Below are 12,489 nucleotides of genomic sequence, written 5' to 3'. Positions count from 1 at the left end.
GCCCCTGCCCGCGCTAGCAGCGCGGGCGCTCCAAGGCACGCGCGCCAATGGCGCGCAAGCGGTGCCTTCTCGCCCCGCAGGGAGAGGGGCTAAAGCCGCGCTCTTACAAATCCCCAATTACGAATCCCGAATCCCGGCCCCTCAGGGCTTCTTCGCCGGCGCCGGCTCGTTGACGATGGTCTCCAGATCCTTCTGCAGGTCCGCAAACAGCGGCAGCATCCTTTGCTGGATGGCGCCCATCAGGTTCTGGGTCAGGGCGGGGGTCTTGTCGAGCAGGCTTTGGCCGGCCGAGCTCTCGTAGAACTCGGCCATGGCCAGTACGTCCTCGCGCGAGAACGAGCGCTTGTAGATATCCACATACATCGGGCGCAGTTCCGACCACGACAGCGCCTTGCGCACGGTCTGACGGGTCCTTTCCTGGATGCGTTGCAACTGCGCCTGTTGGTCGGGGTCGAGCTGGCGCTGCGCGGTGAGCTGGGCGAATTGTTGCTGCTGCATGGCTTCGATCTGCGGCAGCATCGTGTCCAGCATGGTCTGCGCGCGGGAGGCGGCCAGCAGACGGTTGATGTCGGCATCGCTGGGCGCCTGCGCCAGCGCCGCCGGGGCGGCCACGGCCAGCAGGGCCGACAGCAGCAGTCGGCGCGCGAGGCGGCGCGTGGCAGTGAGCGAAGAAGGAGGTGTCATCGGAGCATCCGGCAAACGGGGGACCGGCCGCAGCATACGGGAAGCCGGCGTTCGCGCGCGCGTCCACGCCGCTGCCGATACAATCGGCACATATGGCCAGCGACCCGATCCAGATCACCCCCAGCCTGACGATTCCGCCCAGCGAACTCGTCGAACGCTTCGTGCGCGCCAGCGGCGCGGGCGGGCAGAACGTCAACAAGGTGTCCACTGCGGTGGAGCTGCGTTTCGACGTGGCTGGGTCGCCGTCACTGCCCGAGCCGTTGCGGGCGCGGCTGCTGTCGCGGCGCGACCGCCGCATGACCGCCGAGGGCGTGCTGGTGATCGACGCGCAGCGCTTCCGCACCCAGGAGCGCAACCGCGACGATGCGCGCGAGCGGCTGGTCGACATCATCAGTGCGTGCCTGTCGGTGCCCAAGCGCCGGGTCGCCACCAAACCGAGTCATGGTGCCAAGCTGCGGCGGCTGGATGCCAAGCGGGAACGCAGTCACATCAAGCGTGGACGCTCTGCGTCCCACTGGGAGTAAGCGTGAGTCACACCGACCCGTCGTTGCCACCGGTAACACAGGCCAACATCCTGCTGCAGCCACCTCCGCCCCGGATGCCGCGCGCCCATGGCCGCTTCATCCGCTGGCTGGGCCGTACCGTCTTGCGCGTGACCGGCTGGCGCTTGCTCGGGCGGCTGCCCGACGAGCCCAAGCTGGTCATGATCGTGGCCCCGCATTCGTCCAATTGGGACGGCTTCCTCGGCTTTGCGGCCAAGTTCGCGCTGGGCTTCGAAGTGCGCGTGCTGGGCAAGGCGCAGCTATTCTGGTGGCCGCTGGGCCCGTTGCTGCGCAAGCTCGGCGGCATCCCGCTGGACCGCAGCTCGCCGCAGGGCACCATCGGCCAGGCGGTGCGGCTGATCCGCAACTCCGAGCAGATGTGGTACGTGATCACCCCGGAAGGCACGCGCAAACGCGTGGAGCAGTGGAAGGCCGGCTTCTGGAAGATCGCCTCCGATGCCAAGGTGCCGATCCTGCCGGTGTACTTCGACTACCCCAGCAAGACCATGGGCATCGGCGAGCCGTTCTGGACCGGTAACGACATGGCTGCCGACATCGCTGCCATCCGCACCTGGTACCGGCCGTGGCGCGGCAAGCATCGCGATACGTTGTGATGCCTTCGGCGCGCCGCTGACGGATCGCTGCCCTGTGGTTGGTGAGTGCGGTGCGTCTGTCGTGGAACATCACTCCATCGAGGAACACCATGATCGCTTTATCCGCACGCGCAGTGTGTCTGTCGCTCTCCTTGCTGCTCATCGCCGGCCCGGCGCTCGCAGCCGCGCCGATGCTGGTGATCCACGGTGGCGCGGGCGTGGAGAAATCCAGCCTCTCGCCCGACGAACAAGCCCAGGCGCGCGAGGCGATGCAACGCGCGCTGCGCGCCGGGCACGCGGTGCTGCAACGTGGTGGCAGTGCAGTGGATGCGGTGGCCGCCACCATCACCCACCGTGCTGGAGGACGCGCCGCAGTTCAACGCGGCCCGTGGTGCGGTGTTCACCCATGACGGCAAGAACGAACTGGATGCGGCCATCATGGATGGCGCCAGCGGCAAGGCCGGGGCGATTGCCGGCGTGCACACGGTCAAGAACCCGATCCAGCTGGCGCGCAGCATGATGGACCGCTCCCAACACGTGATGCTGGTCGGCGATGGCGCCGAACAATTCGCACGCGAGCAAGGCACCACCCTAGTGGACCCGAGCTATTTCCGCACCGACAAGCGCTGGCAGCAATTGCAGAAAGCGCTCAAGGCCGAAGCCGGTGACCGCAAGGCGCAGGCCGCGCTCGATCTGGAAACGGCCAAGCACTTCGGCACCGTCGGCGCGCTGGCGCTGGATCGCGACGGCCATCTGGCCGCCGGTACCTCCACCGGCGGCATGACCAACAAGCGCTATGGCCGCGTGGGCGATGCGCCCGTCATCGGCGCCGGTACCTATGCCAATGCCCAGTGCGCCGTCTCCGGCAACGGCTGGGGCGAGTTCCACATCCGCGCCGTGGCCGCCTACGATATCTGCGCACGCATGAAATACGCCGGCCAGTCGTTGCAACAGGCGGCCGAGACGGTGATCGACCAGGAGATTCCCACCGCCGGCGGCGACGGCGGGGCCATTGCGCTGGACGCGCAGGGCAATATCGCCTTCCCCTTCAATATGCAGGGCATGTACCGCGGCTGGATCGGTGCCGACGGCAACCCGCACGTGGCGATTTTCAAGGACGAGACGCTCTGAGGACGCCCGCGTGGGTCATTGCCTTCTCCCGCAGGCGGGAGAAGGTGCCCGAAGGGCGGATGAGGGCCACGTACCGCCGCCGCCTCTGTCCCGCACATCGCCATTCATCGATGCCCAGCCAACGGCACATGCCGGCGGTCGCAAAACCCGCTAGTGTGGCCGGCTGTACTACCCACTCAGGAATCACACGCCATGTCGCGTACCGTCGTTCTTGCCGCTGCCATCACCCTGGCACTGGCTGCTTGTTCTGGAAAAGAGTCGTCCGGCCAGGAGTCCACCACCGTGCCCGAGAAAACCGCCCCGGCCCCGGCCGCGGATGCTGCATCCAAGCCCTTGCTGACCGCCAGCACGCTGCCGTTCCAGGCGCCGCCGTTCGACAAGATCAAGGATGCCGACTACCTGCCGGCGTTCGAAGAGGGCATGAAACAGCAACTGGCCGAAATTCGTAAGATCGCCGACAACCCCGAGCCTGCCACCTTCGCCAACACCATCGAGGCGATGGAACGCAGCGGCGAGACCTTGCAACGCGTGTCGCACATTTTCTTCGGCTTGGTCCATGCCGATACCAACGAGGCGCGGCAGAAGATCCAGGAAACCGTGGCGCCCAAACTGGCTGCGCACCAGGATGAGATCAGCCTGGATCCGAAATTGTTCGCGCGGATCAAAAGCCTCTACGAACAACGCGACACGCTAAATCTGGACCCGGTGCAAAAGCATCTGGTCGAGCATGATTACGACGAATTCGTGCACGCCGGCGCGCAACTGTCCGATAGCGACAAAGCGACGCTGCGCAAGCTCAACGTCGAGGAAACCTCGCTGTCCATCCAGTTCCACAACAAGTTGGTCGCGGCCACCGCTGCCGGCGCGGTGGTGGTGGAGGACAAGGCCAAGCTCGATGGTCTGTCCGATGGCGACATCGCCTCGGCCGCGCAGGACGCCAGCGCGCGTAAGCTCGATGGCAAATACCTGCTGGCCCTGCAGAACACCACCCAACAGCCGGTGCTGGCCTCGCTCAAGAACCGCGACCTGCGCCTGCAGGTCATGGCGGCCTCGCAGTCGCGCGCCGAGAAAGGCGACGCCAACGACACCCGCCAGACCATCCAACGCCTGGCCCAGTTGCGCGCGCAGAAAGCCAAGCTGCTCGGTTTCGACAGCTATGCCGCCTACAACCTCAGCGACTTCATGGCCAAAACTCCGGACGCGGCGCTGAAGCTGCTCACCGACACGGTGCCTGCCGCCACCGCCAAGGCGCGCAGCGAGAGTGCCGAAATCCAGAAGGTGATCGATGCGCAGAAGAGCGGCTTCAAGCTCACCGCCGCCGACTGGGATTTCTACGCCGAGCAGGTGCGCAAGGCCAAGTACGATATCGACGAAGCGCAGATCAAGCCGTACTTCGAACTGGACAACGTGCTCAAGAACGGCGTGTTCTACGCCGCCACCGAGCTGTATGGCATCACCTTCAAGGAACGCACCGACATCCCGACCTACCACGACGGCATGAAGGTCTACGAGGTGTTCGACCAAGATGGCAAGTCGATGGCGCTGTTCTACACCGACTACTTCAAGCGCGACAGCAAGTCCGGCGGTGCTTGGATGGATCAATTGGTCGTCCAGAATGGCCTGACCGGCGCCAAGCCGGTGGTCTACAACGTCTGCAACTTCACCAAGCCTGCGCCGGGCCAGCCGGCGCTGCTGAGCTTCGACGACGTCACCACCATGTTCCACGAGTTCGGTCATGCGCTGCACGGCATGCTCTCGGCGGTGAAGTATCCCTCGCTCGCCGGCACCAGCACTGCGCCCGATTTCGTCGAGTTCCCCTCGCAGTTCAACGAACACTGGGCTTCGGACCCGAAGGTGTTCGCGCATTACGCCAAGCACTACCAGACCGGTGAAGCGATGCCGGCCGAGCTGGTCGAGAAAATCAAGAAGGCGCGGACCTTCAACCAGGGTTATGCCACCACCGAGTACCTGTCGGCCGCACTGCTGGACCTGGCCTGGCACACGCTGCCGGCCGACGCGCCGCTGCAGGACGTGGACAAGTTCGAAGCCGACGCGCTGAAGAAGTACAAGGTGGATCTGGCGCAAGTACCGCCGCGCTATCACACCACCTACTTCGACCACATCTGGGGCGGCGGCTACCCGGCTGGCTACTACGCCTACTTCTGGGCCGAAGTGCTCGACGACGATGCGTTCCAGTGGTTCAAGGAGAACGGCGGCCTGTCGCGCAAGAACGGCGACATCTTCCGTGCCAAGATCCTCTCTCGCGGCAACAGCGTCGACTTGGCCACCTTGTACCGGGATTTCCGTGGCAAGGATCCCAGCGTCAAGGCGTTGCTGGAAAACCGTGGATTGACCGACTGAGACGCCTGCGTGCATCACGCACGCGAATATCGGCGATGATCCAAAACGAGATGGCCCTGCGGCCATCCCGTTTTCATTGAGGCGTTTTGATGTATCGATGCAGGCGGCGCCGCATCACGCCCGCGGCGGTGCCCGATCCTCTCCGATCTGCACGATGACCTCGTGCGACTGCGAGGTGGACGCCATGCCTGGACGCAGCTGTTCCACCGCTTCTGGCAGGGTCAGCGAGCGCGAGGCATGCGTCGCAGATGACGTGGCCCCGGATCGCTGGGTGAGCGCTTTGGCCTGACTCAACAGGTCTTCCACATCGCTGCGTTGCACCTGCGCATTGATCGCTCGACTTGCCCTGGCTGCCCGCCGTTGGGACAGCGCTTCGTTGGCGCCCCCCATTACGCCGCGCCATACTTGCTGCTTCAATCCGATGTCTGTCTCGCCCTCGCGGCGGTTGTTCTTGACGGTGATGGCGGTGTGCTGATTCAACGCGCCGACCGCAGCCATGCCTCCTGACAGGGCGGCAATTCCCAATGTCTGCGGGATCGGCACCTTGCGTGTTCCGCCTTGCGCCGCGGAGCTGGCCTTGCCGATCACCGAGGACGCCGCGCTGCCCAGCACGAGGAGATGAAACATCTGGCCAATGCGTTGTGCGGTCTGTGCCGAAAACTCACGCGAGGTGTACTTGTTGACGATATCGCCGATCAGTTGGTCCGAGATCACAGACTTCTCTGCGCCGCGCAGCAGGTTTGCTGCGACGCCATCCTGATCGAGTTCGTCCAGCCTGCCTTCACGCAAGGCTTGCAGATCCTGGCTCAGCAATTTCAGCGCCTTCGCCGGGCCGGCGCCGTGGCCCGCTTCCAGATCCAGGTCGTCGTCGGCTGGCGTGGCCTGCGGCGAGGGCGACGCGGCCAGTTCCGCCTTGAGTGCCTTTTCCATCGCCGCCAGTCCGCTGGTCACGCGTTTCACCAGTGCCTGCGTAGGTGATTGAATCAGTTTGCGCAATTTGCCCTGATCGATCTCCTCTGCCGCCACTGGTTCACCGCGTGCAAGTTTCGCCTTGCCCTTGTCCGTCAACACATCGGCGTACAGCAGATTGAGCTTGTTGTTGTAATCCTGCTTTGCCTGTTCGTCGAAGCCGGCAGCCACATGCTGCACAGCAGTCATCAGCAGGGCGCCGACGGTCTGCGCGGTCGGCGACAGCGCCCGCATTGCACCGGTCTTGCTGAGCAGGCCCAGGCTGCTGGCCAATGGCGACCGCAGGATACGCGGGACGGCCTGCCAGCGATTGCCCATCCATTGCCGTTCGTGCGCGCCCTGGGTCATGACGAAGTCGTGCTGGGCCTGATGCAGGCGCGTTTCGGCTTGCAGCAAGTCATGAGCCGCGGCGATCAGGTTAGCTGTTGGCTGCGCCGCGGGACCCTGGTCTACGGCGTCCTTGAGTGCGCGGAACCTGTCGCAGTACCCGCTGAATTCTTCGAGATGCCGTTCCAGCGCCTTCGCAAGCTCCGGCAGCCAATGCTTGTCGTTGATCTTATCCTTGTCCGGCACGATGACGTGCCCGCCGTGCTCGCGGATGGATTCGCACAGGCTGACCACCGCCGACTGCTGTGCCGCATTCATGGGCGCGGCGATCGCTGCCGTCGCAAAGCCGAAGCCCGCGCCTGCCCAGGGCTGACGGGTTGCGTAGTTGATCCAGGGCGAGACGATGTGCTGCATTGCATTGTTGAGGAAGCTGCCGGATGGGTTGGGCATGCCTGACAGCAATGCGGTACGCCGCAGGTTGGAAACCTCGTTTTCGTTCAATCCCTGCGCCCTGTACCAAGCCATCACATCCGCCTCGCGGATGCGGCCCAACAGATCCGCATGTGTTGCTGCGCGTTCCTGAGGGCCGGTGGCGCCCGGCAATTTCATCGGCCTGATCTTGTTGATGAGTTCGGCGGCCAGCTGCGGCTCGACCGGGCGCTGGTTGTCGGCAGCCAGTTGCTGTTTGAGTCGCACCAACGACGCTTTGCCGGGATCTGGCGACATTGCAGGCTGCGAAACCTGCAGTTCAACCGATCGCAAGTGGCTGGCCGATTGCGAGGCAGACGCAGTGACGTCTGCGGCCTCCTTTCTGAGATTGCTCGGGCGGCGCGAGAGCATGCTCAATGCGCCTTCGGACGGTGCAGGCGGATGGCTGGGCGATGCGTGCGGTGGTGCTTCTTCTTCTTCGATCTCGTGGGTGCCCGCAGTTGACACTGACACGGGGCGATTGATCGCATTGGCGGATGCAGCAGGTTTCATCAGATTTCTCCTGGTGCTGGATGCAGTGGCGGCATCGATCAATGGCCGGTGCCGGGAAATGCGATCGTCAACCAACCTGTAAATGGGCGCAGTGTCCATGGAGGGCGTGGTGGGCCATGGCGCGAAGGAAGCACCGCCTCCAACCACGCCACGCAACCGTTGCGGAGATGAAGCTCCAAACGGCGGATTGCATTGCGCAAAAAGTGAATCAAACTGCCGGGACCATCTTTGCCGGACAACAGAACTGACGTCGCTGCATCCGAATCCCCAATCGGGTGCGTGACGGCCCCCCCGATTGGGGATTGGGGAAGCCGTCACGCGCGACGGCCGCCGCGCGCATCTGCGTGCATGGTGCGCCATCAAAACGTGATGGCAACGCATCGGTATGCCTCAGCCGGTTACTGGGTCGTCAACCCATCCAGCGCCTGCGCCGCTGCATCCTGTCGCCACCAGCGCATGCGGTTGCCAGGGACATTCAAGTCCAACCGCTCGCCCATGCGCGGGGTGATCAGTGCGACACCGGCGGAGTCTGCCAGCGCCACGATCCGGTCCAGCGGCTCCTGCCACGCATGCATGGCCAGATCGAAGGTGCCGTTGTGGATCGGCAACAGGGTGCGGCCGCCGACGTCAATGAACGCCTGCAGGCTCTGCTCCGGCTGCATGTGCACGTGCGGCCACATCTGGTCGTAGGCGCCGTTTTCGATCAGTGCCACATCGAATGGCCCCAGCTGCTCGCCGATGGTCTTGAAGTGCGGACCATAGCCGCCGTCGCCGCTGAAAAACAGGCGCAGGTCGCCTGCCTGGATCACCCAGGAACACCACAGCGCGCGCCCGTTGTCGAACAGCCCGCGGCCGGAAAAATGTTGTGACGGGGTGGCGGTGAGCTGCAGGCCGGCAACGCTGATCGACTCCCACCAATCCAGCTGCCGCACCTTGGCCGGCTCCACGCCCCAGCGGACCAGCAGGTCGCCCATGCCCAACGGGGCCACAAACACACCGACACGGTCGGCCAGTGCGCGGATGGTGGCGCGGTCGAGATGATCGTAGTGGTCGTGCGACAGGATCACCCCAGCCAGCGGCGGCAGCGCGTCCAGCGCAATCGGCGGGGCGTGGAAGCGCTTGGGTCCGGCGAACGGCACCGGCGAGGCGCGTTTGGAAAACACCGGGTCGGTCAGCCACAGCCCGCCCGCCAGCTTCATCAGCAGCGTGGAATGGCCCAGCCGGTACAGGCTGCGATCCGGCGCGGCCAGCAGTTGCGCGCGTGTCAGCGGCTGCACCGGCAATGGCGCGGAGGGCACCGTGGTGCGGGGCTTGCCGAACACCAGGGCCCACATCAGGCCGAGCTGTTCGCGCAAGGTCATGACGGTGGTCGGCAACGGCATCATCGGCATGGACAATGGCGTACAGGCAGGCTCCCACAGACCAACTGCGCCGGGATGACAACGGCACATCGCACCAGCACTAGGAGTGATTACACTACGCAGTGTACCTTATTTCCGTGAAAGTAAACTGCCAGGTGTAAAATCGCCTGATGTCGACCGCATCTTCCTCCAACGCCACGCCCCAGCGCCTGACCGACCGCAAGCGCAGCGCCATCGTCGAGGCCGCCATTGCCGAGTTCCGGCAGCATGGCTTCGAAGCGACCAGCATGGACCGCGTGGCCGCCACCGCCGGCGTTTCCAAACGCACCGTCTATAACCACTTCCCCAGCAAGGACGCCTTGTTTGGCGAGATTTTGCGCGGGCTGTGGCAACGCAGCGCCGAGGCGGTGAACCTGGCGTATCGGCCCGATCAACCGCTGCACCTGCAGTTGATCGCCCTGCTGCAACAGAAGCTACGGCTCTTGGACGACCCGGCATTTATCGATCTGTCGCGTGTGGCCATCGCCGAAGGCATTCACTCGCCGGCGCGTGCGCGCGAATTGTTGTCGCAGCTGGGCAGCAAGGAAGAGGGCACCACCACCTGGCTGCGTGCCGCACTGGCCGACGGCCGGCTGGCAGGCGTGGAGCCGGAATTTGCCGCGCAGCAGTTGCAGGCGCTGGTGAAGGGCTTTGCGTTCTGGCCGCAGATCACTATGGGCCAGCCGCCGCTGTCGCCGCGGCAACAGACGCAGGTGGCCGAATCGGCGGTGGCCATGTTCTTGGGGTTGTACGCGTGCAAGTGAGCGGGCAGCACGCTCACTTGCGCGCTTGGAGCGGCAAACAAGCGTGGCAAACAGTCTTCAGGTGGGCGCCGACAGCGCGCCCGGAACAGCAGTGCACGAGTGGTACCTGCCGATTCCGCGCACCGGCCGCGCCCGCCTGGCGGTGAGCGCCGGCGTCTTGGTCGCTGCGCTTAGTCCTTCGACCACACCGCCAAGACATAGCCGTGCGGGTCGGCAAAGTGAAAACGTCGCACGCCCGGAAACGCGAACACCGGTTGGGTGATTTGCCCACCTGCCGCTTCGATACATGCTTGGCTGCGGGCCAGATCAGCGGAGGCGAGCACCACCAGCGCGCCGCCCGGTTGCGGCGTGCCATGGAAGAAACCGCCGCTGAGGCGGCCGTCGCGAAATTCGCAGTAGTCAGGGCCTTAGTCCTGAAATGTCCAGCCGAAGGCCTGCCCATACAAGGCTTTGGCGACGGCCATCGAGTCGACGGCAAATTCCAGGTAATCGATGCGGTGCGGCGTGGTGTCGGTCATGGCGTGCTCCTGAGCGTGCAGATGGCGCACGCCGGTGGCTTGGCGAAAACGGCCAACGCTAGCGTGCGTGCTGCTGCACCAATGCGCGCGGGCTTAGCCCGGTGAGCTGACGCGCATCGCGCACCAGATGCGGCGCATCGCCGTAGCCTGCGTGCAGCGTGGCCTCGGTCAAGTTGCGGTGCCCTCGCACGACCCGAAGAAAGCGCTGCAGGCGCAGGACGCGCTCCAGCGTCTTGCTGCCGTAGCCGAACGCGTGCTGACAGCGGCGGCGCAGCGAGCGCTCGCTGATGCCCAACGCATCGGTCAACGCGCTTAGCCGTGTCGGCGTGCCGACGGTGAGTTGTTCGAACAGCCAAGCCATCTGCCGATCGCGCGGTGCGGCGTGCTGGTAGCACAGTGCCAGCAGGGTCTGTAACGGGTCAGCGCCGTCCTCCAGGCGATGCTGCCACGTGCGGCCCTGCGCGCCCCACAGCGTTTCCAGCGCGACGCGTTGGTCGGCAATGGCGTGTAACGGTAGCTGCAGCAGACCGGCCGCCACGCCCGCCGCCAGACGGACACCGGTCAACGTCGTGCCTGCTGCCACCGATGCGGGATTGGCCATGCGATCCGGCCCGGCAATCAATACTTCGCTGCCATTCCAGATCAGATCGACGCTGCCATCGGGCAACACCAGCACCGGTTGCGGCGCGTAACTGCCCTGGCGAAATTGCCAACTGCACTGCAGCTACGCGCGTAGCGCAGGCGGTGCCGTGCTTTCGGCATACCACGACTCAGCTGGGTTGGACATGACGGCGCCCTGTGTGTGTGCGAGTGCGGGCGTGTGCAGCGCCGCAACGTCGAGGGTGCCGTAAGTCACAGCGATGCGTCCCGCCGCCGCTCAGCTGCACGCACGATATCCGGCCCACGCGGCACCGCAGCACCCGCGCGTCGTCATCATTGAGGTGAGTTGCCTGCGACCAGGTCATCGGCCGCAGCATGCCGTCTGCCCTGGAACCAGGCCACCATCGGCGATGCCATCACCGTGGTCACCAGCGTCATGCCGAACAACAGCGTAAAAAGATCCGGCCCGATCACGCCGCTATCCAGGCCGATCTTGATCACCACCAACTCCATCAGCCCGCGTGCGTTCATCAGCGAGTCCGCGGTGAGACTGTCGCGCCATTGATGTCCGCTCAGGCGCGCGCCCAGCGTGCAGCCGAGCAACTTGCCGCTCACCGCGACACCGATCACCAGCACAAGTCCGCTCAGGCGGGCGCCGGCGAACGCGCCAGCGCTTGTGACCTGGCCGGCAACCGCAAACAGCACCGGCATCAGCAAGGTGATGGCCAGCGGCTCATGCGCCCGGCCAGATGCTCCAGCAGGCGGTCATCGCGCGGCAGGCAGATGCCGAATAGGAAGGCGCCAAAGATCGCATGCAGCCTGATCCACTCCGCCAGCGCGGCGCAGGCCAGCAGACCGATCAATATCCATACCAGCGCACTCGGTGCATACCGGCCGGCATGCGCGCGGGAGCGCAGCGTACGCATAGGCAGGCTTGAGCACACCGAACACGCCGGCGGTCAGGACCAACGCACCGATGGCAGTGAACGCCACACCGCCATGCGCGTTGTTGCCGGTCAGGGTCAGTATGATCGCCAGCAATATCCATGCCGTGGCGTCGTCGATCGCGGCCGCGCCCAGCGCCAGGCGGCCGGCTGGCGTCCGCGTCATGTTGCGGTCCTTGAGGATGCGCGCCAGCACCGGAAATGCCGTCACCGACATCGCCGCGGCAATGAACAGCGCGAACGGCTAGAAGCTGACGCCTTGCGGTGCGAAGCGCGGACACAGTCACGGTGCGGCAGCCAGCCCGAGCAGCAGCGGCAACACGATGCCGCAGACGCCCACCAGGATCGAGGCGCGCACTTGCGCCTTGGTGTCTTCCGGCGCACGCAATTCCACGCCGACCACGAACATGAAAAGCACCACGCCCATCGTGGCCAGGCCGGACAGCGGCGGCAGGCTGTTGGCGGCGAACAACGCCGTGTGCAGGTCGGGCAACCAGGCACCGAAAGCGATCGGAGCGAGCAACAGCCCGGCCGCCATTTCGCCGATGACCGGTGGCTGCCCAATGCGTTGCAACAACGCACCGCACAGGCGCGCAGCGCCCAGGATCACCGCCAACTGCACCAGCAACAACGTGGTCGGATTCATCGCGTCAGCATTCCATTGGTTGAGTCAGC

At 65.1% G+C, this 12,489-nt stretch carries 7 protein-coding genes, 1 other RNA gene and 4 pseudogenes; 5 read left to right on the top strand and 7 right to left on the bottom strand.

All coding sequences use genetic code 11. The annotated features are described in order from the left end of the window. Nucleotides 1-141 precede the first annotated feature (141 nt). A complete protein-coding gene (locus tag XAXN_RS02395; RefSeq protein ID WP_054318354.1) occupies nt 142-720 on the bottom strand; it encodes a DUF2059 domain-containing protein in 579 nt (192 codons plus the stop codon). 56 nt (nt 721-776) lie between these two features. Between XAXN_RS02395 and arfB the strand changes: the two genes are divergently transcribed. The 4 genes and pseudogenes from arfB to dcp all read left to right on the top strand — a co-directional run bounded on the left by arfB (nt 777) and on the right by dcp (nt 5,311). Continuing rightward, nucleotides 777-1,208 carry an alternative ribosome rescue aminoacyl-tRNA hydrolase ArfB gene (gene arfB, locus XAXN_RS02390; RefSeq protein ID WP_054318353.1) on the top strand — a complete coding sequence of 144 codons (432 nt, stop codon included), beginning with the start codon at nt 777-779 and terminating at the stop codon, nt 1,206-1,208. A 2-nt stretch (nt 1,209-1,210) separates the two neighbouring features. Continuing rightward, complete coding sequence (locus tag XAXN_RS02385) at nt 1,211-1,840, top strand: lysophosphatidylcholine acyltransferase (protein ID WP_054318352.1); 630 nt, start codon at nt 1,211-1,213, stop codon at nt 1,838-1,840. An 89-nt stretch (nt 1,841-1,929) separates the two neighbouring features. Then, nucleotides 1,930-2,950 (top strand): annotated as a pseudogene (locus XAXN_RS02380) (isoaspartyl peptidase/L-asparaginase family protein). Between the two features lie 192 nt (nt 2,951-3,142). After that, nucleotides 3,143-5,311, top strand: coding sequence for a peptidyl-dipeptidase Dcp (dcp, locus tag XAXN_RS02375; RefSeq protein ID WP_054318351.1), 2,169 nt, complete (start codon nt 3,143-3,145; stop codon nt 5,309-5,311). Between the two features lie 114 nt (nt 5,312-5,425). Here the strand turns inward: dcp and xopN are convergent, their stop codons facing one another. Both xopN and XAXN_RS02365 read right to left on the bottom strand, forming a co-directional pair. Beyond that, a complete protein-coding gene (gene xopN, locus XAXN_RS02370) occupies nt 5,426-7,588 on the bottom strand; it encodes a type III secretion system effector XopN (protein WP_054318350.1) in 2,163 nt (720 codons plus the stop codon). A gap of 398 nt (nt 7,589-7,986) precedes the next feature. Further along, nucleotides 7,987-8,979 (bottom strand): MBL fold metallo-hydrolase, encoded by a 993-nt coding sequence (locus XAXN_RS02365; RefSeq protein WP_054318349.1) that lies wholly within the window; start codon nt 8,977-8,979, stop codon nt 7,987-7,989. 140 nt (nt 8,980-9,119) lie between these two features. On the opposite strand from XAXN_RS02365, the gene XAXN_RS02360 reads away from it, so the two are divergent. Continuing rightward, nucleotides 9,120-9,752 (top strand): TetR/AcrR family transcriptional regulator, encoded by a 633-nt coding sequence (locus tag XAXN_RS02360; RefSeq protein ID WP_054318348.1) that lies wholly within the window; start codon nt 9,120-9,122, stop codon nt 9,750-9,752. Nucleotides 9,753-9,784: 32 nt separating this feature from the next. Here XAXN_RS02360 and XAXN_RS20335 read toward each other — a convergent pair. The 4 genes and pseudogenes from XAXN_RS20335 to XAXN_RS02345 all read right to left on the bottom strand — a co-directional run bounded on the left by XAXN_RS20335 (nt 9,785) and on the right by XAXN_RS02345 (nt 12,460). Continuing rightward, a non-coding RNA gene (locus XAXN_RS20335) (sX9 sRNA) lies at nt 9,785-9,860 on the bottom strand. Between the two features lie 62 nt (nt 9,861-9,922). Continuing rightward, nucleotides 9,923-10,270: pseudogene (locus XAXN_RS02355) on the bottom strand (VOC family protein). 58 nt (nt 10,271-10,328) lie between these two features. After that, a pseudogene (locus XAXN_RS02350) lies at nt 10,329-11,057 on the bottom strand (helix-turn-helix domain-containing protein). Nucleotides 11,058-11,203: 146 nt separating this feature from the next. After that, nucleotides 11,204-12,460: pseudogene (locus tag XAXN_RS02345) on the bottom strand (cation:proton antiporter). Nucleotides 12,461-12,489: the final 29 nt, after the last annotated feature.

It is taken from the genome of Xanthomonas axonopodis, assembly GCF_001304695.1.
Lineage (GTDB): Bacteria > Pseudomonadota > Gammaproteobacteria > Xanthomonadales > Xanthomonadaceae > Xanthomonas > Xanthomonas axonopodis.
This window is presented reverse-complemented; position numbering and strand designations above follow the sequence as displayed.